Annotated in this window: 23 protein-coding genes and 2 tRNA genes; 4 read left to right on the forward strand and 21 right to left on the reverse strand. The window is 48.8% G+C overall.

Annotation, left to right across the window (positions count from 1 at the left end; translation table 11 throughout):
• From K8S15_00395 to K8S15_00485, 19 genes are all read right to left on the reverse strand, one after another.
• Positions 1-195: CNNM domain-containing protein (locus tag K8S15_00395; GenBank protein ID MCD4774492.1), on the reverse strand; the 195-nt coding region annotated here is incomplete at its 3' end.
• Between the two features lie 43 nt (positions 196-238).
• Positions 239-1519 carry a hypothetical protein gene (locus K8S15_00400; GenBank protein ID MCD4774493.1) on the reverse strand — a complete coding sequence of 427 codons (1281 nt, stop codon included), beginning with the start codon at positions 1517-1519 and terminating at the stop codon, positions 239-241.
• A 2-nt stretch (positions 1520-1521) separates the two neighbouring features.
• Positions 1522-3711 carry a lytic transglycosylase domain-containing protein gene (locus tag K8S15_00405; protein MCD4774494.1) on the reverse strand — a complete coding sequence of 730 codons (2190 nt, stop codon included), beginning with the start codon at positions 3709-3711 and terminating at the stop codon, positions 1522-1524.
• Positions 3708-5849 carry a lytic transglycosylase domain-containing protein gene (locus K8S15_00410; protein MCD4774495.1) on the reverse strand — a complete coding sequence of 714 codons (2142 nt, stop codon included), beginning with the start codon at positions 5847-5849 and terminating at the stop codon, positions 3708-3710. The genes K8S15_00405 and K8S15_00410 overlap by 4 nt, the downstream gene beginning before the upstream one ends.
• Before the next feature lie 11 nt (positions 5850-5860).
• The gene (gene purH, locus K8S15_00415; GenBank protein ID MCD4774496.1) at positions 5861-7348 is read right to left on the reverse strand and encodes a bifunctional phosphoribosylaminoimidazolecarboxamide formyltransferase/IMP cyclohydrolase; all 1488 of its coding nucleotides are present in this window, start codon (positions 7346-7348) and stop codon (positions 5861-5863) included.
• Positions 7341-8090, reverse strand: a complete 750-nt coding sequence (gene nadE, locus K8S15_00420) for an NAD(+) synthase (protein ID MCD4774497.1) — start codon at positions 8088-8090, stop codon at positions 7341-7343. Before nadE ends, purH begins: the two co-directional genes overlap by 8 nt.
• A 7-nt stretch (positions 8091-8097) precedes the next feature.
• The gene (locus K8S15_00425; protein MCD4774498.1) at positions 8098-10161 is read right to left on the reverse strand and encodes a VacB/RNase II family 3'-5' exoribonuclease; all 2064 of its coding nucleotides are present in this window, start codon (positions 10159-10161) and stop codon (positions 8098-8100) included.
• A 1-nt stretch (position 10162) separates the two neighbouring features.
• Positions 10163-11176, reverse strand: coding sequence for a hypothetical protein (locus tag K8S15_00430; GenBank protein MCD4774499.1), 1014 nt, complete (start codon positions 11174-11176; stop codon positions 10163-10165).
• A gap of 1 nt (position 11177) precedes the next feature.
• Entirely contained in the window at positions 11178-11894 is a 717-nt protein-coding gene (locus K8S15_00435; protein MCD4774500.1) for a protein-L-isoaspartate(D-aspartate) O-methyltransferase, read from the reverse strand.
• Positions 11846-13171: a replication-associated recombination protein A gene (locus K8S15_00440; protein MCD4774501.1), complete on the reverse strand. Its 1326-nt coding sequence runs from the start codon at positions 13169-13171 to the stop codon at positions 11846-11848. Before K8S15_00440 ends, K8S15_00435 begins: the two co-directional genes overlap by 49 nt.
• 96 nt (positions 13172-13267) lie before the next feature.
• The gene (locus K8S15_00445; GenBank protein MCD4774502.1) at positions 13268-14287 is read right to left on the reverse strand and encodes a hypothetical protein; all 1020 of its coding nucleotides are present in this window, start codon (positions 14285-14287) and stop codon (positions 13268-13270) included.
• Positions 14288-14377: 90 nt separating this feature from the next.
• Complete coding sequence (locus K8S15_00450; GenBank protein MCD4774503.1) at positions 14378-14917, reverse strand: adenine phosphoribosyltransferase; 540 nt, start codon at positions 14915-14917, stop codon at positions 14378-14380.
• A complete protein-coding gene (locus K8S15_00455) occupies positions 14911-15387 on the reverse strand; it encodes a TIGR00725 family protein (GenBank protein ID MCD4774504.1) in 477 nt (158 codons plus the stop codon). Before K8S15_00455 ends, K8S15_00450 begins: the two co-directional genes overlap by 7 nt.
• A 29-nt stretch (positions 15388-15416) precedes the next feature.
• Positions 15417-15494: transfer RNA gene (locus K8S15_00460), tRNA-Pro, on the reverse strand.
• Between the two features lie 59 nt (positions 15495-15553).
• On the reverse strand, positions 15554-16075 hold the full coding sequence (locus K8S15_00465) for a small multi-drug export protein (protein ID MCD4774505.1): 522 nt from the start codon (positions 16073-16075) through the stop codon (positions 15554-15556).
• Positions 16076-16110: 35 nt separating this feature from the next.
• Positions 16111-16187 (reverse strand) — tRNA-Pro (locus tag K8S15_00470).
• Positions 16188-16204: 17 nt separating this feature from the next.
• Positions 16205-16594 (reverse strand): MerR family transcriptional regulator, encoded by a 390-nt coding sequence (locus tag K8S15_00475; protein ID MCD4774506.1) that lies wholly within the window; start codon positions 16592-16594, stop codon positions 16205-16207.
• Positions 16595-16598: 4 nt separating this feature from the next.
• A complete protein-coding gene (locus tag K8S15_00480; protein MCD4774507.1) occupies positions 16599-17333 on the reverse strand; it encodes a DnaJ domain-containing protein in 735 nt (244 codons plus the stop codon).
• Between the two features lie 19 nt (positions 17334-17352).
• Positions 17353-18816, reverse strand: coding sequence for a T9SS type A sorting domain-containing protein (locus tag K8S15_00485; GenBank protein MCD4774508.1), 1464 nt, complete (start codon positions 18814-18816; stop codon positions 17353-17355).
• A gap of 112 nt (positions 18817-18928) precedes the next feature.
• On the opposite strand from K8S15_00485, the gene rpsT reads away from it, so the two are divergent.
• On the forward strand, positions 18929-19162 hold the full coding sequence (gene rpsT, locus K8S15_00490) for a 30S ribosomal protein S20 (protein MCD4774509.1): 234 nt from the start codon (positions 18929-18931) through the stop codon (positions 19160-19162).
• A 102-nt stretch (positions 19163-19264) separates the two neighbouring features.
• On the opposite strand, the gene K8S15_00495 is transcribed toward rpsT, so the two are convergent.
• Positions 19265-20527, reverse strand: a complete 1263-nt coding sequence (locus K8S15_00495; GenBank protein ID MCD4774510.1) for a glucose-1-phosphate adenylyltransferase — start codon at positions 20525-20527, stop codon at positions 19265-19267.
• A gap of 157 nt (positions 20528-20684) precedes the next feature.
• Between K8S15_00495 and K8S15_00500 the strand changes: the two genes are divergently transcribed.
• The 3 genes from K8S15_00500 to K8S15_00510 are packed head-to-tail and all read left to right on the forward strand — an operon-like array spanning position 20685 to position 21727.
• On the forward strand, positions 20685-21035 hold the full coding sequence (locus K8S15_00500) for a DUF2089 domain-containing protein (protein MCD4774511.1): 351 nt from the start codon (positions 20685-20687) through the stop codon (positions 21033-21035).
• Positions 21035-21292, forward strand: coding sequence for a hypothetical protein (locus K8S15_00505; GenBank protein MCD4774512.1), 258 nt, complete (start codon positions 21035-21037; stop codon positions 21290-21292). Before K8S15_00500 ends, K8S15_00505 begins: the two co-directional genes overlap by 1 nt.
• A 24-nt stretch (positions 21293-21316) precedes the next feature.
• Positions 21317-21727 (forward strand): hypothetical protein, encoded by a 411-nt coding sequence (locus K8S15_00510; protein ID MCD4774513.1) that lies wholly within the window; start codon positions 21317-21319, stop codon positions 21725-21727.
• A 96-nt stretch (positions 21728-21823) separates the two neighbouring features.
• Here K8S15_00510 and K8S15_00515 read toward each other — a convergent pair whose 3' ends face one another.
• Positions 21824-22558 carry a methyltransferase domain-containing protein gene (locus K8S15_00515; protein ID MCD4774514.1) on the reverse strand — a complete coding sequence of 245 codons (735 nt, stop codon included), beginning with the start codon at positions 22556-22558 and terminating at the stop codon, positions 21824-21826.
• Positions 22559-22793 lie beyond the last annotated feature (235 nt).

Here is a 22793-nt window from a genome sequence, read left to right on the forward strand (position 1 = left end):
GATGGTTGCCGCAATGGCCGAAGTGGTAATATTCACAACCGTATTACCGAAGAGAATCGCGGACAGCAGTTTCTCCGGGCTTGAAAGAAGATAGAGAACCCTTCGTCCCGATTCTGTTCTCCGAAGCCTTCTTCTCTGAAGCCTGTCAAGGCTGAAACAGGCGGTTTCACAGCCACTGAAAAATGCGGAAAGCAATAGAAGAATAACCAGAAATGCGTATTTCAGCAGTTACACCTCCCTAGCGCAGTTCAATATCATGCGAATCGATGGTAAACTCTTCTGTAAATGTTTTACTGAAATAGCCTTTGCTGGAATACAAGGGATGCAGAACAAGTTCCAGATCGTAATTTCCTCCTGGAACGGGAATACCTCTACTTGTGGTTCCTTCCCACCCTACATGAAACTCCCCTGCGGGATACCTGCCTTCGGCAAGTCGGTAAACAGGTTCTCCGTCGCCATCGTAGATCATGGCATCCACCCGCGCGGGTTCTGTAAGAGTACCGTTAACCTGAAGCCCCCGTCCTGTGGGCTCTATTTCCGGATTGATGATATCAGCACCAATCCAGAAGTATCTGGCCCCTTCTCCCTCAGCAGCGAAAACCTGTCCATAACGTTTCCAGATGGCCAATCCAGTGGGAAAACAGAATTCTCTGTCACCGGAACCTTCAGATCCGAAGCTGCAAAGGTAATCAATATTGTCTGTGAATTTGTGTATGGAACATGAAATGCTGTCGGTAACCCAGACGTTGCCCCAGAAATCGATGGCGGGATAGTTGAAATGTAACCCACCGCAGTCGGCAAGGTCAGCCTCTGCGAGGATTTCGCCCTGCGCCAGCTTAACTATGGAAGAAGCATCCTCGGTAATAACAATTACGAATTTTTCATCATTATGAAACCACGTCTCATCACGCACAGCATCCACTCCCGTTGGGGAGTCAATTTCAATTATCTCAGGCAGCGTATCGGAAAGTGAACTGAAAATATAAAGCCTGTCCGCCGCACGATCGGTAACATAAATTCCTCCTGCTCCGTCCAACGCTACATCCCATGGTTCCTGAAAATCACCGTAGAGCTGCCCATCCGGAACAAGCCTGGAACCGTTCCGCCTTAGAATCACAATTCTCCGGTTGCCTGTATCGGCGACAAGAACAAGGCCCGAGGGATCAGCGGCAATACCGTGAGGCTGAAGCAGTCCGCCCGATCCCGATCCGTTTTCACCGTACAAACCCAGGGTATACATACTCGCGTTGTAAATAATGTGGCCGCTGCCTGAATTCACTCCGTATACGGCAAGTTCGTCATCGTCGGAAGTACCGGGTTCATCCCATTCCTCAAGTTTTACACACGCCATCCCCTGGGGATTATCGAATCTCACCAGCCCTCCAAGAAGCATCGAAAGCTGTTCGGTTCCTGCTCTGTAAATACCCATGCAATGCCCGAATGGCGGATATACAAGTGTAGTTGGGACATTTGGCTCAACAAAGTAACCTGTAACGATCATCAATAGCGCAAGTATCATATTCATCGCCTTTCGTATATCCAGGCAGACCTTTGAACCTTCTTAACATACATTCTGGTTTCTCTGTAGGTTATCTGTTCAATATACAGTTCAGGATCAACAGGATTCCATCCATGCATATCCACCCATCTTGTCGCGTTACCCGGGCCTGCATTGTAGGCCGCGAGGAACAAAGGATTTTCACCACTGAAATTTTCCAGCTGCCTGTTTATGTACAGTGCCCCGTACGGAAGTGATGCAGCGGGATTGAAGAAATCGTCATCTTCAAGATACGGAAGGCCATACCATCGGGCAACATCGTAGGCTGTACCGGGCATAAGCTGAACCACTCCCCTGGCTCCCGCTCTTGAAACCACCATGCGGTCGAAGTAACTCTCTTCCCTCATTATTCCCTGCAACACATCCGCTTTGAGAGTAAGGGAATCTGTCGCCGCTATCGCAAGCTGCCTGTAAGGCGATGGAAAGTAAAAGCACAGAAGAGAATCCGGAAGCATTACGTTCGATGATTCCCTCAGGTCCGTATCAAGGGCACGGATCGTTCTTAGTACAGATCCGTGACGCCCCATAAGTGACAGTGCTGCCACCCTTGCGGAAGGAGAACCGAATGAGCCCTGCGAGAGCATCTCCACCGCTGGAACCCCGAATCCAGCGATTGTCATTTCAACGGCCAGCGAACATGCGTCGTCCGCAATCATATCAATCTCTGGCACTGGGAACCCGTTACTTCTTCGGATTCCAAGCCTGTCCGTGGCCAGTATTCCGTAGAACTCCCAGGGATGCTCCTCCGCAACCACATGAAGAAGTGAATCTCTTCGGTCTTCTCTTCCGAGTTCACCGGCCAGCCTGGCTCTCCAGAAAAGCATCTCATCTCTCCAGTAACCGGCGGGCCATTGTTCGCACGCATGGGTCCAGAGTGAGTCTGCCTCGATAAACCTCTCTGACATGTAGAGGGAAAACCCTCCACGCCAGTGAGCCCTTTCGTCGCCTTCCCATGAACCTGAAGTTCTAAGTGAAGTTAAATAAGCTTCGGCAGCATTGTTCCACTCCTGCTCACAGTCGTAGTATTTACCAGCGTTGTAAGCAGCTTCCCTTGCCTGCGGATGCTCCGGGAATCTGACAGAGAATTCCAGATAGGCCGGGTAATAATCTCTTCCACGGTTGTCGGAATCTTTCAACGCGTGGGCTCTAAAAAGAGCGGCCCTTGCCCTGACTGAATCTGGAGCTCCATCGCTTACAGTGTCGACGAGTTGAAACAGCTCATCGAACATCTCCCCTTTTAATAGAACAGCCATATTTGTACCTGCCCTGTGCCACGAGTCTCCTCTGCTGGAATACTCTATTGCGAGATCAATATCATCGGATTTTAAAAGACAGTCAACGATATCCCATCGGGGACTGTATTCTCCGGGATAACGCTGCAGAATTTCCTCCACAGCAATAGAACAGGCTTCGCAGCTGGCCTCCAAAGCATCTTCCCAGAACCTGAGAGAACCGTAATCAGCCATAGCCTGCATTTCCAGGAGCAGAAGCGCGCTTCCAGCCGTATGCGAAATCGAATCGAGTATTTCATTCAGCCAGGGACCCGCTGTATCCGAGGATGCCTCAAGTTCTCTCAACAGAACATCCCTCACCGATGGGAATAGAAGTTCGTACTCAGCGAGATAATACAGTTGAGTCGGAGAAAGGCTGCCCGGCTCGGCGGTATGCGCCATAACGAAAGCGTCGCATGGGCCTGAAATATCCGGAATATGAATCCTGGTCTTCACGGAATCTATTTCCCATGACAGCCATCTGTATAACGTTGATTGTTCGGAAGATACATATGCAATAGCGATCTCCGGAGTTCCGGCAAGATCCAGAGCTGATACCTTCCATCCCGTAAGAGGGCCGAAACCCTCCAGTTCGAGGCTGTCAAGAAGGTTTACGAACTCATTCTCCATCGCCCTGCCATGGTACAACCCCAGCATTCTGAACAGAACCTCATCCTGAAGCGATGAATCCGCGCTCAGCACGAACAGAAGAGAATCACGCACGGTGTGGAACTCACCTGCCAGGTAGAGAGAATCCACATTCGAAAAAACACACTTTCTGATTTCCTCCACCGGTTCTGGAATGGGCATCTCTTCTTCGTGAACACGGTTGCAGGACAGCACTGTCAGAATTACTGCTGAGGAATACAGAAGTGGTTTCAATTGAAAAGCCCCAAATAAATCCACGAATTAGCCATTACATGCTTCACGTAACCCCTGGTCTCTGTCAGCGGAATCTGCTCTATGAAAAGTTCAGGATCACCCTCCTCAAGGGGAAACTCCTCCATCCATTTTGAAGCGTTTCCAGGGCCCGCATTGTAGGCGGCAAGAGCAAGAACCAATGATCCGTTAAACGCCGAATATTGCCTGGCAAGGTATAGAGACCCGTACTGTATGGATTTCTCAGGAACGAAAAAATCGGATCCTGACAGTACCGGTAAGCCGTACCATCTTGCTATATCGCCCGCGGTGCCGGGCATAAGCTGGATCAAGCCTGATGCTCCCACCCATGACCTTGCCCACCTGTTGAAATAGCTTTCCTGGCGCATCAGTGCTGTTACGATCTCAGGTGAAATATCCATTCCATCTACCGTACTCGAGGTTAACTCACTGTAAGGCGCGGGGAAGTAGAAACACAGAATACTGTCCGGAAGCGTCCCGAGGTTCCCGTCTCTTAGCTGAAAATCCCATTCGCGAAGTAAAGCCAGTGACTTCCGGTACTCACCCATAAGTGAAAGGGCTGCGCCTCTGGTTCCCGCATCACAGAACTCTGTTTCGTATAACATTTCAGAAGCCATCGAACCGTACCCGCGGGACATCATATCAACGGCTTCCGCAGTTACATAGTTATCGAGCAGACCGATCTGCGAAGTTTCGATGTTCAGACAACGTGAACCAGTTCTCGCAGCGGCAAGAAGTCCGTAAAATTCCCAGGGGAACCTTTCTGCGGTCTCGCGGAGAAGTGCATTCTCCCTCCCGCTATCACCGGTTCTACTTGCGTATCTGGCCCTCCAGAATAACATTTCATCGCACCAGGCTGAGAATGGGTATTTCTCTATACCTTCCGTCCAGATTGAATCACCTATATTTCCGCTTCCGCACATATAATGACAGAATCCTCCCCGCCAGTGAGCTCTGGCTCCGCCGAAATCTCCGGAAGACAGCGCTGTCATATAGGCATCGGCCGCAGCCGGCCAGTTCCTTTCAGAATCGTAGTATTTCGCTGCCAGATAGGCAGCTTCCGACGCTCTGTCATGCCAGGGGTACGAAGCGGCAAACACATGGTAACTTTCGTAGTACACTCCGGCTGGCCGCTGAAGAGCTCTAAGCGCCCTGGCTCGGAAGAGACCAGCCCTTGCTCTTAGAGTATCAGGCATACCCGATGGGATGGAATCACAAAGAGCAAGGAGTTCTCCGTACAATGCCGTTTCCCTCAGAATCGCCATCGATACCCCGCTGGCGAAAGAGATGTCGCCCGATGCCATGGCAATGCTATCCGCTAAAGCGGTACGTCCATTCTTAGCAAGTATATCCATAATAATCCAGGATCTTGCCCATTTCCCGGGATCAGTTCGCAAAAGAAAAAGAGCGGCCGATACCGATATCTCCCTGCCAAGCTCTAGGCGGTACTCCCAGGTTTCCGAGGAACCCCTGGCCAGGTGAATATCCCTGGCTGCAAGAAGCAGATCCAGCCTGCTGCTCTCGTAAACCGATTCAAGTTTTAAAGCGGTTTCATCCCACCAGGAACCGCCGGTTTCCAGCGTCAGCTCCAGCTCTTCTATAACTTCATCTCCAAGAAAACCCACAAGGGCGGCATCTGTAACACTCTGATCGATCTGCCCTTTGGTCATGCGGCCATCTGGACAGATCATCGCCCTTACAGCCCTTTCGGCAATACAGTCAGGTTCTGGAAGAATGCATGATGAAAGCCCTTCACCCGATTCGCTCTGGAGCCATAATAGAAGCAGTATGTCGTTGGAAGGCACAAGGGATAAAGCCTCGGAAGACCTCCTGGACAGACACAGAAGGGAAATCTTCCATCCGTAAAGATCCTCTCCGGTCTCGTGCTGTATGCTGTCCAGAAGAAGGATGCACTCATCCTCCATTCCAACTCCATGGTAAAGGCCGGCAATTCTGTAGAGAATGACATTTTCGTGTTCATTATCTTCCCTCAGCATCGAAAGGAGTTCCGAAACCGCCAGTTCATTGCATCCAGCGAGAATCAGCGAATCCGCGCGGTGAAGAGATGCTGATGCCAGGGGCAATGATACAGTCAAAAGCAATAGAAGAGATTTAATCATCGTCATCCAGTCTAGTGTCTGAAATGTCGTGTTCCCGTAAAGACCATCGCCATGCCGTGCTCATTCACGGCGTCGATAACTTCCTGATCACGGATGGATCCTCCAGGCTGTACAATGGCACCTATCCCCTCTTCGGCAGCCCGGTCAGGCCCGTCTCTGAAGGGGAATAACCCGTCTGAAGCCAGTACCGCCCCCTCAAGCGAGTGCCCTTCCCTCTTTGCCCTTCTGATGGCAAGGTCAAGGCTTTCTATCCTGCTCATCTGGCCTGCTCCCACACCAAGTGCACCCATACTGTCACCAACAACGATGGCGTTGCTTTTGACTGACCTGCAAACCCGCCAGAGAATATCCATGGCAGCAAGTTCCTGCTCCGACGGTTTCCGTTCGGAGACTACATCGATTCTTTCAAGTCCGGACACAGCGTCCGGCTCCTGAAAAAGCAGTCCTCCCAGAATACTTCTGACCTGTCTTCCAGGCTTCACACCCTCCGGCATTTTCAGAATTCTCAACTTTTTCCTTTTCTGAAGCCTCAGCAGAGCATCTTCATCGAAGGAGGGAGCCATCACAATTTCCAGGAATACCCCTTTAAGCCTGGCAACGAGCGGAATGTCCACGTTGCAGTTCAGGGCAAGTATCCCGCCGTACGGTGAAATACTGTCAGCTCTGAATGCGTTATCGAAGGCTTCCCCGGCAGTCTTTCCCCTTCCAGCACCGCAGGGATTGCCGTGTTTCATAAGAACGGCGGAAATGGAATCCTCCGGCATTTCAACCGCTAGATCCCATGCAGCTGTGGCATCCAGATAATTGTTGTAACTCATGGCTTTTCCGCCCAGGATCTCCACATTTCCAAAACCATTTCTGGGCCATGGAAAATGCACCACAGCCGGTTGATGCGGGTTCTCTCCGTACCTGAGTTCGGGAACAAAGCCCCGCTCAAGACTAAGCGAAATATCAAGATCGTAACGCGAGGTAATATCGAAAGTTCTCGATGCCATCATGCGTCTGAACGCTTCATCGTCATGTTCGTTTGAAATTGCTTCAAGTACTGTTGGGAATATGTCACATCCGGCAGCTGAGATGATATGCCGCCAGTTCTTGGCGGCACCGCGAACCATAGTGGGGCCGCCGATGTCGATGAATTCAACAAGTTCCGGATCATCCGCTTCCATTCCGTCTGTTTTTTCAAAAGGATAGAAATCGACAGCCACCAGGTCAAACACAGGTTTTCCTTCACTTATCCTGTCTTCCCTGCTTTCTCCTTCTGCAAGGATAGCGGCGTGGAGTTCGGGATGAAGGGTCTTCACTCTTCCACCCAGTAATGAGCTGATACCTGTGATTTCCTCGGTGGGAATCACATCTGTTCCGCTCTTTATGATATGATCTGCGGTTCCTCCGGATGCGTATATCTTCCATCCCATATCGGAAAGCCCGGTTGCCAGCTCATCCAGCCCTTTCTTGTTCCAGGCACTGATCAGAGCGGTTTTAATTCTGTCAGCCATACTCCTCCATCCATTTTCTTGCATCGAAATATACCGTTGGATTCCTTTTATGTTCCGAAGATTCAATCATCTTATCAATCCTTGCGATTGCTGACACTGAGATATCACCATTCTGGAAATATGCCTTGATTTCCCGATACGTAATTTCCATTTCCTCCTCATCGCTCTGACCGGGCCAGAGTCCGGCAGACGGAATTCTGTTGATAACCCAGCGTGGCAGCCCGAGTGTCGCGGCAAGTTCTCTTACTTCGTCCTTGTACAATCTGCTGATTGGGAGAAAATCGGACGCTCCGTCCCCCCACTTCGTCCAGTAACCCACAAGTATCTCAGAATAGTTACTGGTTCCCAGAACAAGCCTTCCCGGTGAATAAGCGTATAGCATTGCCATCCTGAGACGCGATTTGATATTCGCCAGATTCATTACAGACGTATCATCAAGCCGACCGGCTTCAATGAAAGATTGAAGAACAGGTGACAGGTCAAGAACCTTGTATTTGATTCTCAGGTGCTCTGCAATCCTTACGCCGTCATCCGTATCCGACTGAATGCTTCCGCACGGCATCATCAATCCGAGGATATTCTCATTTCCCAGAGCTTCGGCACACAGTGCAGCTGAAACCGCGGAGTCAAGGCCTCCGCTCAATCCTACAACCACACCTGTTGCCGATGCTTCCGATACGATCAGTTTTATCCAGTTCTCAATCGAATCTGCCAGTTCTCCGTAGTCAACTGTCTGTTTCATAGTTAATCTATTCCCTGACCGGTTTCAATGACAGCTTTCTTTCCATAGTATCAACCGATAGAACCTCAATCCTGAGAAGTGAACCCTCATGATAGGGTCCCCCTGACTCGGTAAAAGGAATTCCAGCGCGAATGATATCGCTTCTATGGGCCAGCCCCTCAACCGGCACCCCCTCAAGCCTTACAAAAACACCAAAGCTCTTAATACCGGTGACTACTCCATTGAAAACCTTACCAATATTTCTTGAAAGAAAAAGCAGAGCCATAAGTTCTTCGGCTTCTCTCTCCGCGCTCTCAGCGTTATCCTCATTTGCATTGCATACCTCAGCGAGCCCTGCAAGGTCGGAATCCTGAGCCGGGATTTCACCCCTTTCCAGCATGGCCAAAACCTGATGAACAATCAGGTCTGGATAACGGCGGATTGGGCTTGTGAAGTGCAGATAGCTTCTAAGCGCTAATCCGAAATGTCCCGTATTCGACGGCAGATAAACAGCTTTCTGCATCGATCTGAGGATATACTCAATGACAAGGTCGTGCAGGGGTGAATCCCTCAGGCTGTCAAGTATCTTCTTCAGTACCGCGGGGCTGTGTATCTTTCCTCCGGGAAGCGAAATGTCCAGCTTATCAAACTGTCGGGCAAGACGCTCCTCGGATATGGAGACAGGGTCATCGTGTACTCTGAAAAGAACGGGCAACCCTGACCACATGCAGTGATCCGCAACAGCTCTGTTGGCTTCCACCATGAAATTCTCGATCAGCCTGTGCGCCCTGTCGGAAGGCACCGCTTTAAAACCATCAGGCCAGCCGTCCTCTCCGAACACAGTCCGATATTCTCTGCTCCCCAGATCAAGAGCGCCCCTCCCATCGCGAATTCTATCAAGATCCGCGGAAAGCGCCCCCATGGAGTTGAAAAGCTGCTGGAGTTCGCTGTCTGACCCTTTGTCCTCAAGATACTCCAGAGCCTCTTCGTAGGTCATTCTTCTCGTTGAACGTATTACGGAGGGAACAATCGTGAAATCCTGACGTTCACCGGACGAATCGAATTTCATCACTACCGTTCTGGCAGGTCTTTCCTCATCAGGTTTCAGGCTGCATGCACCGTTGGAGAGCACCTGTGGAAGCATGGGCAATACTCTGTCAGGAAGATATACACTTGTCCCCCTGCGCTGAGCTTCGTTATCCAGCTGACTGCCGGGGGTTACATAATGAGCAACATCAGCTATATGAACGTACAGGATCCTGATATCGTCCTTGATCACTATCGAAACAGCATCATCAAAATCCCTGGCATCCACAGGATCTATAGTGATGGTTGGAAGATCCCGGAAATCCTCCCTTCCTTCCATAGACCAGGGCTGGGAAGCCAGTTCTTCAGCCCTGATCAGTGTACTTTCGTGGAATTTATCGGGAATACCATTGTCAAGCACTACCGAATCTATCAACGAGCCCGGAGAAGCGGGGCTGCCCAGATCCTTCTTCAGATCGGCTTCGAGTTTCCGTCCCGAATAATCCAGCTTCGCGAAGACAAGCCTTCCCTGCGATATATCCTTCGCTGAATCTATTCTAAGCGGTACATTTCTGGGAAGAACCGGATTGACTGGATCGATCACCCATCCTTTTCCTTTCTTCCTTGCTACCCCGCTTATCCCCTGCCTGTGGCGTTTCAGGATAACCTCGACCTTTCCCCTGTATCGATCCTCTCCCGGAATCTGTTCAAGCTTTCTGACCATGACTGAATCGCCATCAAGCGAACCGGCAGCATTGCGGGGATCTATCTCTATCCGCTCCCCGTCGGTCTTAACGAAACCACTGCCGTCAGCACGCTTGACGATGGTTCCACCCGATATCCCAAGTTCCGATGGAAGCGCGTACTTTTTACCCCCAGCAGGCCACAGCTGCCCTTTTTCAACGAGCTGCTCCACAGCTCCCGAGAGGTCAGGGTGGGTCCCTTTCAATCTTTCTGCGATCTGCTGAAAAGTTAGCCTGGACGAGGGTTCTCGCTGGAACAGTTCGAGTACCGCATCAGACGATGAAGCGCGGGACCTCGAAGTATCCTGCATGCCTGTCGCCACGTCAGATATCCTCATGACTGACAGAAATAAGAAGGGAAGCTGATCCGCTTTCACTGTTCCAGCTGTTCAGCTTGAATGACATCCCTGCATGAAAAGCCATCAGTACAACCTTGGTGAGCAGGTCAGCAGCGGAATCCATTTTGACTGGACAGACTCCCGAACCCTTCGAGGAGGAGGAGGTCCATTTTATTCTGAATTCTACCGCTCCCCCCCTCGGGGCGGCAAACATCTCTATGAATCCAACACCGTTAACAGAAATCGTGGCTGACGCGACTATGAGCCCGGTGAGAAGGTTCATCAGGTTCTTACTGACAGGAAGATTCCGGGGCATTCCGCTCTTTTCTTCGTACGAAAATTCAACAGATGTTCCGCTGGACATCTGGCCGAGCTCAAGTATGTCCGCCTCGTTTCCTATGGTCCATTCACTTTTGTCATCGTCCGTTGTGGAGAATATAGCCAGTCTTTCCAGGAAATTCCTCATTTCCTCAGTGCCTTCAAGCGCGATGGATAGTTTTTCCTTCACCTTGTCGGCCCGACTGCTGTGAAATTCGGCCAGTTCAACGTTCCCCATTATCCTCGCAAGGATGTTGTTCATGTTGTGAAGAAAGAATGGAAGAAGAGAACCAGCTCTCTCCCAGAGTATACGATTCAGGTTCACTGCTTCCCCGGCGTACATTCCAGCATAACATACTATCCTTCTCAGTACTTCAAAGGAGAAATCACTTTCCTGAAGGAAAAGAGGAAATCCGGTTACGGAATCGGGTGAGAATGGCAGTATAACAGTTGAGAGAAGATCAGAAAATTGAAGCCATTCACCCGCCTTCTGGTTCATGCTCTCAAGTTCATGCTTATCCCGCGGGCAAAAAACAGTGAAGATTATTTTTTCAGGCTCATCAAATTCCTCTAATTTTTCAGCAGTTATACATGATAATGGAATTCTGTTCTGAATCGATTCACAGATTTTTTCCCTTTCACTTCCTGTGAAAACAACTAACCCCAGTCTATTGTTATCCATATTAAACACTCTTCCCCTTCCAGAATTTACCCGGTTTCACCAGCGGCACGAATCTAACCGGAAGTGATTCTTTCATAATCCAGTCATTGCCGTCTCTGGTAACGGAAATTAATCTCTGCTGCCATTCTCCCGCAGGTATTACCAGCCTGCCGCCGTTCGGGTTCAGCTGTTCTTCAAGTTCATACGGTATGCTGACAGGGGCAGCGGATACGATAATCCCATCGTACGGAGCGGCCGGAGTCCATCCGTAATATCCGTCTGCGGCTATGAACTTGATATCCGCATTCGGAACAACTGCTTCGACAGCCTTCCTGGCACCAACAGCAAGGTCCGGTATAAGCTCAATCGTAACCACTTCCATACCCATGGAAGCAAGAACGGCTGTCTGGTAACCTGAGCCAGTCCCTATCTCAAGTATTCTGTCTCCAGGTTCGATCTCAAGCATTTGAATCATGAAAGCTACAATAAAAGGCTGCGATATCGTCTGCCCGAATCCAATGGGATATGGGTAATCACCGTAAACATTGGCAAGCTCTGTGCCAGAGGGTACAAATTCCTCTCTTGGTATTCTCATGAAGGCATTGAGAATGCTTTCATCGGTAATCCCCGCAGCTGCAAGGTCCTGGCGGACCATTCTCATACGATAAATAGCAGCTGAAGATTCAGAATTCAAGTATCGTTCCTTTCCTTCCTCGCGTTTTCTCGCAGTTTTTTCCATTCAGCCAGTTTAGTATTCACTGCTGATTCCCGCCCGGAATCCGAGGGCAAGTAGTACTCCTCTTCTTTCATTCCATCGGGAAAATTCCTGTGGGTTACTATACCACCAGACTGTGAATGAGCATACTGATAACCACGTCCATAATCCAGCCTTTTCATAAGTACCGTAGGCGCGTTTCTAAGATGAAGGGGAACCGGGAAACTTCCGCTCTGCGCAACCGATGAAACCGCTTTTTTCCAGGCGGTGTAGACGGAGTTGGATTTGGGTGCCAGGGCCAGGTAACACGCTGCTTCCGCAAGCGCGAGATCTCCCTCGGGAGAACCCAGGAATCTCCAGGAATCGGTTGCCCTCATCGCGACTGTAAGCGCGGACGGGTCAGCAAGGCCGATGTCTTCGGTGGCAAAGCGTATCATCCTTCGTGCTATGTAAAGAGGGTTCTCACCCGAAGTTATCATCCTCGCGAGCCAATACAGCGATGCGTCTACGTCTCCGGAACGAAGTGACTTATGAAGCGCGCTGATAAGGTTGTAGTGTTCTTCTCCCGATTTGTCATAACTCAAGGGTGAAGACAGAATCACCTTCTCCGTCCCTTTAACCGTTATTTTCTTCCCGGAGGCCATCCCCGCGAGGAGTTCAAGAATATTAAGAGCCCGTCTGCCGTCCCCATCGGCTGCCGCGGCAATCATGTTGTGTACGCCTTCCTGAACACCCCCCGGATTCATTTCTCTGAATGCCTCATCATCGGCAGTCCTTTTTAATATCGATACTATGTGTGATTCCTCAAGCCTTTTGAGAACGTATACCGTACACCTGCTGAGAAGCGGGGCGATTATCTCAAAGGAAGGATTCTCCGTAGTGGCACCCGCAAGAGTTATTGTGCCGTTTTCCACATGAGGAAGAAAAGCATCCTGCTGCGCTTTGTTGAACCTGTGAATCTCATCTACGAAGAGCATTGTCTTTGTTCCGATCCGCCTGAGTCTTGAAGCGTCAGCCACTATGGCTCTTACCTGTTTGACACCGCCGGTGACAGCGCTGAATCGGACAAAATTATGTTCGGTGTATTCGGAAACAAGCAGTATAAGAGTTGTTTTGCCTGACCCCGGCGGCCCCCATAGTATGAAAGACCCCAGAACCCCCTGAGTAAGGGCCTTTCTGAAAGGCGCGTCTTTCGATAACAGATGATCCTGTCCCGCTACCTCCTCCAGTTTTCGGGGACGGAGGAGATCGGCAAGGGGCGGTTTCGGCTCTATTCCATTGGTATTATCAAGAAGGTCCATTTGAATGAAAATAAACTATTGTAAGCATGAAAGAAAGGGAAAGATATAAAAATGCCCGGCTCAAAGGCCGGGCATCATTAAGAAAATGTTCTACTTTTAGTTCATGCCTCTGCCCTGGCCGCCCATGGCGCCCATCTGAGACTGCATTCCCTGAAGGAACATCATGGCCTGGATGGTCTGTGCGGGTTCGCCGGGAAGAAGGTTCTCGGCACCGCTGAAACCGTATCCTTTTACCTCTACGAAATGTGTTTCTCCGTCGCCGGATACTTTAGCGTAAGCAAGGGGAATAAGGGGAAGCTCGGATGAGATAATAACTTCAGCCTCGCCTTCAGGATGCACAATCGAAAATTCCACGCCCTGAAGGGTATTCCCCGCGACATCAACAGATGTCTCGGTCATTCCGAACTCCATGCTATCAAGCTCGTTCATCATCTCATTCAGGCCTTCCGGTCCGCCCTCGGCGTCGAAGCCCTGGGCGAAGCCCTGCTGAAACTGTTCCTGGAATGCTGGATCGTCCATCATTTCCTCAAGGAATTCAGGGACACCGGCAAGGTCGATGGCCATAACCATTCCCTGCTGATCGATTTTTATCATCCTGATGGCACTGATAAATTCGATTGCTGTGCCCATATTCTCTTCGTTGCCGAACATTTCAGCCATACCGCCTGTATCGGACATATTCTCACGAATGTATGCAGCAGGATCGGCCACGAAAGTACCGAATTGCTCTTTGTAATCACCCATGGCATTTTTCATACCTACAGGATCAACAAGCACCTGTCCAACAAAGTCGGGAGTGCTGATCTGGACCCAGTAGCACTCGGTTCCCTGGTTGTTCTCGGTTCCTACTACAGAAATAGTAACCGTTTCCTGATAATCGTCGGCACCGAATTCGATCCACTGTCCAACGGCCATTTCCGGGGTATCCATATCGAAACCCTCAATTGCGATAACATCATGATCCCCGGCGTCACCGTTACCATCGCCATTGCCGTCAGAAACAACATCCCCGTTGTCTCCGCCATTGTCCGCCTGATCGGCCTGATCGGCCTGTTCCCCGCATCCGGAGAATACAAGAGCGATCATCATTACTACTATAAAAAGCAGCTTTGACATGATTTTCCTTTCCGTTTGAATTGCTTTCGTAAATTTTTCTGCACCGGTTAAGGTACAATTATGCGAAATTTAATGCAGTCAGTCAAATATCTACTCCGAATGAACTTCAATGAGCTTCACATACGAAATCCCGTTTTTCTTAAGTTTATTACCCCCCCCGAGAAATGAAAGATCCACGACAAAGGCTGCGCCTGCCACAGCGCATCCATCCCGACGAAGCAGGGATGCGGCTGCCATAGCCGATCCTCCAGTCGCGATAAGATCGTCAACGATCAGTACTCTGCTTCCGGCTGGAAGCGAATTCTTATGCATTTCAACCGTATTTGTGCCGTACTCAAGCGAATACTCTTCGCTGACGGTATCACCGGGCAGCTTCCCGGGTTTTCGAATAAGAACAAGCGGCAGATGCTGTTTCGCCGCCATGACCGAACCGAATACGAACCCTCTTGATTCAATTGCAGCTACGGCATCGTATTCGAATCTTTTACATGCTTCTTCGAGATGTTCTACGGTATCACTCAACGCTCCCGGATGGGTAAGAAGTGTCGTGATATCCTTGAAAATAACTCCCTCAATCGGGAAGTCGGGAATGTTACGGATATGACTTTCCAGTTCCGCAAGGCTCAGCATAAATTTCCTCCAGTATTTTTAACAATGAAATCCAGCGCTTCCTCCGGTGAACTAACAGGTACCACTCCGTCAATTCCGGCCCATTTTCCCACAGCGCAAACTGGCTTTCCCGCCTGGAGAGCGTAAGCAATTTCAGACAGGGTTCCGTACTTCCCTCCGACTGCTGCCACAACGCTTCCGGACAGAGCGATTATTCTGTTCCGGGAAGTTCCCATACCTGTTACAATAACTGTCTCCACCCAGCGGTTAGCTTTCTGAGGGTCTGATCCCGGAAGAATTCCGATGCTATGGCCATCTTTGAAAGCTGCACCCCTGCATACTGCCTCCATGACACCGGTTCCACCGCCGCATACAACAGTAAATCCGTTATCCGCCAGCAGGTTACCAAGCTTCTCCGCCCAGAGTATCTCCTCCTGGTCTGCGGAAGCTCCACCGATTACGGATATTAGATTCGTTCTGGCATCAGTCATCATTCTACTACTATCATCACTTGATGGAATGGTCGGGGCGAGAGGATTTGAACCTCCGACCTCCTAGTCCCGAACCAGGCGCGCTAACCGGGCTGCGCTACGCCCCGACTACTGTTTCTTTCAAGCGAATTTACCATTAATACCGCTATTATGCAACATCAGAACTTCAGTCAGGCCCAACCAGAAAACCGATACCAGCCAGAGCGCCTGACATTATCAGAGTAACGAGTATACCGGCGATTGCTACTCCAAGAGCTATTGCGGGAATTGCCAGCTTTTTTGGGATTCCGAACAGGAAGGCGGCTACAGATCCTGTCCAGGCACCTGTTACAGGCAGAGGTATCGCTACGAATAGAGTCAGACCAAGGGCTTCATACTTTTCGATTTTGGTCCCGGCACGTTTTCTGGCTTTCTCAAATAGTTTAGCAAAAAATCTGTCGAATATTTTCCATCTTCTCAGGAACCTGCTGACCGGTTCCAGAAACCATAGCAGGAACGGTACCGGCAGGAGGTTGCCTGCAACCGCAAGAAGGTAGATCTTCCACCAGGGCCATGCCCACTGGTTGCTCATAACTGTCCATGCAATTGGAATACTGCCGCGGAGTTCAGTAAGAGGAAATGCTGAAAGGACCATCATCTGTACTTCCCCGGGAATTCCACCAAGCCAGTGAAGCAGAATTTCACCCATAAGGTCCCTTCATTTATAGTGATGCAGAAAATTAATGGTCGGGGCGACTGGATTCGAACCAGCGACCACTTGAACCCCATTCAAGTGCGCTACCGGACTGCGCCACGCCCCGACCGGGAGTGAGCAAAATTACCCTTTATTATCTCCTTTGTCAACTGCCATTGGATCTCTTTCCAGCAAACCAATAATATCGGATATCTCTTTCTTTATGGAATCGATCATCTCAGCCGAAACGGTCGCGGCCTCCAGTTCCAGTTCCATCTGCTCGATCGGATCGTCCATATCTTCTATCTTCTGCCTGGCCCCATCTATCGTATAGCGTTCCTGGTAGAGCAGCCTGCTGATCAGCTTGATCAATCCGATGTCTTCCTGTTTATATATTCTGTTTCCAGACTGGTTCTTGGAAGGTTTCAGCATAGGAAAAGCAGTCTCCCAATACCTGAGTACGTGGGGCTTGAGCCCAGTAAGACCGCAGACTTCGCTTATAGAATAGTAAAGCTTCTCGCTGCCAGAATCCAATTGGTTACTCCTTGCGTTTGAAAGCCTTTGTTACTTTTATCAGCATCCTCTTAATTGGTGGTTTTTCAGCATCCCTCAGTTCTCCGATCTCCCTCATCATGCTCAGGGCGCCTTCGTGCTCAGCATTCCATCCAAGAGCCTCACGAAGAGCTTTTTCCGCCAGCACAAGCTGTCCCGCCTGAATATAAATCCTGCCCAGCTGAACGAAATTATCGAGGGTGCTATACTCGACCTCACAGGCTACTTTCATGTGGTTTACCGCCTCATGGTACCTTTTTCTTCCAAGGGCCGCAGTAGCAAGAGTTTTCCGGAGTTCAGCATTGTCCGGATGGGTCTTCAGAAATCCTTCCAGTATGCGAGTGGCCTCCCAGAAATTATCCTTCCTGCACAGTTCTTCAGCCTGCCTGACAGTGCGTTTGAGTTTTGCATCAAGATGGCGCATATCCACACCAGGTCTGACTTCGTTCCTGATAATCCGGGATTCAGGCTCTTTCTCCTTATCCTTCGCCTGTTGTTCGACGCCTATGGACGCATCGTAATCCGCCCTGTCCTCAGGTCTTGAGAGTACATGGTAAGCCTCATTTACTGCCATATACCTTTCCGTCAGTTCACGATTATCTCCTGTGACATCAGGATGGAGTTTCCTCGCTATATCATGGTAAGCATCTTCGATCTCGTTCTGTGTAGCTCCGTACTTGATGCCAAGTATCCCGTAAAAATCCTGCGCAGAATCATCCATTGTACCATTCACTTCTATCTTACTTAATAACTGTAAATCTCCGGCTGTCGCAGTTTCCTGCCACGTCAGAGATTATTGCGGTGTATATCCCCGCCGGTGTTTCATCGGGAATGACCCAGATCACGCTGTCAGTTTCTCCCGCAATAGTACCGGCTGCAAAAGAATGAACAATCCTGCCACTGGTGTCGTATATAATCACATCGACAGCTGATACCGCGGAAGAGGTTATTCTGAAAACAGCTGTTGATACACTGGGGTTTGGGTAAACTGCGCCAAGTGATAGCTGCGGGATAGCAGTTGAAGTTTCATTCCTTTCAATTCCAACGAATCCTGGTGCATTAATACAAATGAATATATTCATCGGTCGGCAGTCAGCACAATTGTCTACGATTATTGAACTGTCGTTCTGGCCACCCCAGAAGCTGGTACCGACTTCAGGTGTAAAAGCCATTATGCCCTGTTCGCTGTTCCCTCCGTACATCCAGTCGTTCTGCTCTCCGTTGACAGTATAAAGACATTCGGGAGCAGTTCCTGGAAAGTAACCGTTACCAGCGGTCATTGCGACTCCCCACGCCACGAAGGTACTATGGTCAGGGGTGTAGGTATTTTCTTCATATCCATAGGGATAAATAAGCCACTTACCGTAAGAATGGTAATTCATAGCGGCTATGGGTTCAATGCTGATTATGAAATCCCTCTGAACCTGTGTTTCAGGCTCGGAAAACGCGGCTGTTCCGCGGTAAGTTTGATCGTATGGATAGGGGCTTGATCCGGAATCATCGTAACCCCACTTGTATCCCCAGTTCCTGTTCAGATCGACTCCATCGCCAAGAGTGAAGTTCATGTTCTTTCTCTGATTTCCACCATTTGGCATATTGTCAACGTAACCATCGGGATTCGCGATGGGTACGAAGTAAACTTCAGTATTGTCAAGTATCAATGCGGCCCTTGAGTCTCCACCATCGTAATTACTTGTAAGCCACATCGCGAAATCCACAAGCACTGAATTCCCGCCTGGCTCTCTTGCGTGAATAAGTGAAGAAAAATAAATGGGAGGTTTATAACCTGGTGCAGGGCTGGTCATTTTGATCATATATATATCCCGGTTCTCATAAGACTGGCCTATTGTAGAAGGCGTATCAACAAGATCGCTGTATTCTGCCGAAAGCCCGCACCAGAAAGCCCAGTTCTCCGCAGGGCTGTAGTAATAACCGCCGTTATCCAGATTTTCCGGAAGCAGCTCTCCCCATTCCCTTGGAAGGACTTCATAATTATGAGAAAGAAGAGCAGCCTGATCTACATCCTTTTCCGGAAGCATGATATCAACGTATCCGCATCTGATATCAACGTTAGCCACATCGTATCCATTTTCAAACAGTTCCATCGCAAAATCACTGGAAACATCGTACAATCTCACCAGTCTGTCCGCCGCGGCGGAAGATAATGAAATCAGAATAGTTAAAACCAGAAAATACTTTTTCAATGTAACTCCTCTTTGAAGATTGACTTTCGTCACTCCAGGTCTTAGAATTCTCCTCTGCTGACAGAATATACAGAAATCCGAGTATCATCTAATTTGTGAAAGGAGTCTCCTCTTGGCAAGGAGTAAACAGTCACTTAAACGCCGCAGAACCGATGCGGTCAAGGCAAAAAGGAACCGCAGTAAAATGCGTGAACTCAGAAGCGCTATCAGAAATATTAAAGAATCTGACACACCTGAAGACAGGGATAAGGCCATGCGCAAAGCCCAGAGCCTTATAGACAAAGCATCTAAGAAACGCCTTCTTCACCCCAATAAGGCAAGCAGGCTCAAACATTCCATAATGTAGCAATACGGACCCTCCTTTACACTGGAAGGGTCCGGCTACCTCACCCATGGAATCTGCCCGGGAACGATATGCTGTTATACCTACAGAATGATTTAGCACCTGTTAAATTACGAATCCAGGATCGAGTATGGTGTCCTTGGGTATGACAATAATGCCATCGCGAATGCAGAAGAGTTCCGAAGAGTATTCCTGAATACCCTCTTTGTTCTCAAGTCTGCACCCTTTGCCAATTCTGACATTCTTATCGATAATCGCGTTTTTAATGAAGCAGTTCTCCCCGATACCCAGGGGCAGGATTTCGCTGTTGATATTTCTGGGATCAAGGTAGTGGCCTTCCCAGTAATCAGACCCCATGAATACGCATTTATCCATTACCGTCCCCTTGCGTACCTTTCCCCGAAGACCCACAATACATTCGTTAAAGGAAACGCCACTGACATCGGAAGCATCGCATATGATTGTATTGTTCAGTACGCAATTGTCGATTCTTGCTCCGGGAAGCGCCCTCGCCCGGGTATACAGCGGTGAAAAGCTGGTGTACATGTCGAAATCGGGGTCAGGACCTGCCATATCAAGATTGGCCTGGAAGAAACTTGATATAGTACCGATGTCGGACCAGTAACCGTTGAACGTGTGGGAGGCCACTCTATATGATCCTATGGAGTGCGGTATTATCTCGTTACCAAAATCGATTACATCAGGTTCCTTCGAAAGCACTTCTTCGAGAATATCCGGAGAGAACATGTATATCCCCATGCTTCCCAGATAAGGTCTTGAAGTGCCGATTCCTTCCTGAGTACTTTTCAGTTCATCCAGTTCGTCTTCCGATGGCTTTTCTTTGAACTTGGTGATAATACCGTCACCGCGAACTTTCATAATGCCAAGAGAGGGGGCCTCAGCAGCGGAAACAGGCTTGGTTGCGATGGTAATGTCCGCCCCGGTGCTTTCATGGTATCTGGCAAACTCATTGAAATCCATTCTGTAAAGCTGATCTCCGGAAAGGATAAGAACCAGATCGGGATACTGGTTACTGATGTACTTAAGACTCTTTCTGACAGCATCGGCGGTTCCCTGGAACCACTCCCTGTTTTCATCAGTCTGTTCTGCTGCGATAATAGAAACGAAACCATGGTTAAACCTGTCAAACCTGTACGTGCGTGCAACATGCCTGTTAAGGCTCTCGCTGTTATACTGCGTTAGAACAAGTATGTGCCTTATCTGATCGTTGATACAGTTCGAGATGGGAATATCTATCAACCTGTACTTGCCGCCTATCGGAACAGCAGGCTTGCTTCTGTCACGGGTAAGGGGAAAAAGCCTGGATCCCCTTCCTCCTCCGAGAATTACAGCAATAATCCGTTTCATGATTCCTCCTCAATATCTTCATTAAAATAGAATCAGATAGTAAAGTTGAGTCAAGTCGGAATATACCCCTAAAACTACACTATGATACTTTTCTAAATCAATACTTGACATATCTTAAATATTTCTTATGATATTATTAAGTTATTGGAGGTACAAGATGGATATTGGTAATGCCAAATGTCCCGAGTGCGGAAGATCGATGACCCCTGTTGCCTGCGAGTGCCGTAATTGTGGAATAACAATGGAGGGAAATTTCTCCGCATCAATTCTTTCCCAGCTGTCCCCTGACGACCAGGCCCTTGTGATAGCATTCGTGCACAGTTTCGGCTCGATAAAGAAAATCCAGGAACTTCTGAATGTGAGCTATCCAACAGCGAGGGCTCGTATCGCAGATCTTATCAACAGGCTTGATTCAACTATGGAAGTGACAGACAGCATTGAGAGTAAAGTTCTCGAAAAACTCGAACGGGGAGATATCACCTTCTCGGAAGCAATGGAGGAATTGTGATGCCGGCCTGCATACTTCTGCTCAGGATAAAAAACTTCATCATCCCTCTGCCATGGTTCATCATCTGGGTACTTCTCGCGCCCTTTGTTCTTATAGCATGGTTTGTGGGAAATATCGGGCTGATCTTCGATCCTGACAGCTATATATTGAAGACAGCCAGCCAATCATGGAGGATTCTCATGCTCCTGATGGGTCTTCATGGAACCGAGGTAAAAGTAAATACAACCGAAGAAAACATCTTGATAAAGTTCATATAACCCATCTGAAAGGGGATAATAATGATGAATGATTCGCGGAAAAAGATTCTTGAAATGCTTTCCGAAGGCAAGATCTCCGTTGGAGAAGCCACTGCCCTTCTCTCGAAAATCCAGAATCCGGATACAGCTGATGGAGAAACCATTGAGGAGGAATCCGGGGAAGTACAGAAAAGGACTCCAAAATACCTGAGAGTGGTGGTTGACTCCTCCGAGGGTGATAAGGTCAACGTAAGGGTACCACTGAGCCTGATAAAGACCGGTATCAAACTTTCTGCCCTTGTTCCTGGCAACGCGGTTGAACAGATGAGCAGCCACGGCTTCGACCTTTCACAACTCTCAGAACTTAACGGAGAAGAACTTATCGAAGCATTGAGAGATCTGCAGGTTGATGTGGATAGCGCCAATGGAGATAAAGTAAGGGTCTTCACAGAATAGGGAGATCGCTTCTGCAAGGTCTCCCTATCTTACGAATACCGTTGTATCAGAGCCTGTGTTCGTGTTGTATGGATACTTATGCAAATCATTAACCTGTTAGGGTTTACAAGCTTTCAGAATATATTCTCCTGGATATAGGCCATAGTATTCATCCGTATCACCATTCATCAAAAGCACTTCAACCATGAAACCATGTTCTGTCAGTCTATTCTGAAGACCCTCCACGGAATAGATCCGCACATGATCCTCCTGCCCGAAGTTAATCAGTCTATCCTCTCGAGCAATTATCGATTGATCTTCAAACATTTTTTCGCGGAACGGCGTCTGTATGAGACAACAACCACCTGGTTTCAATATTCGAAAGAGCTCCATCATAGCTTTTTTGTCTTCTTCAATATGTTCCAGAATATGGTAACAGATAATCCTATCATACGCATTATCCGATTCATCAATATCAGTGATATCAATACACTTATCTGCCATGAATTCTCCGGCATAATCCGTAGTTGAATATTCAATATTCGATTTCGACTCATATTCTCTCCTGATTGCCCCGGATGGTGAAAAATGAAGAATCTTCTCTCCGGGATTCACTTCGTTCTCAAGAAGCATGTAAAGCCTTCTGGCTCTTGATGAACTGCCGCATCTGGGACACAGAAGCTCTTCATCATTGAACCTGACGAAAGCTCTGAGCCCGTATCCACAGATATTGCATCTGTATCTCTTACCTCTATATCGAATTGCTATTATGCTTCGCAACGGATATTCATGTTTAGCCAGAAGCCCTGCTGGAATCACTCTTCGAACAATACCCTTTATTAAATTGTACACTTCAGATAACACCTCTCGCGCCTGTCAGTCAAAGAAACCACACCCCTCCTGATTTTACCTCTTACGGAGACGATCGAACATCTACCGTCCAATTCGGCTCCAGGCTAACACTTCCAGTAATGCAGACCAGGTCAAGCAAGGTCAATGATACTAATAGCATTTCAAAATGAAACCCTTGCAGTATAACGCCCGAATCAGCCTGCGATTATTACGCCATCTGACACTTCTAGGAGCC

Origin of the sequence: Candidatus Aegiribacteria sp. (assembly GCA_021108005.1) — a bacterium.
GTDB lineage: Bacteria > Fermentibacterota > Fermentibacteria > Fermentibacterales > JCC-6 > Aegiribacteria.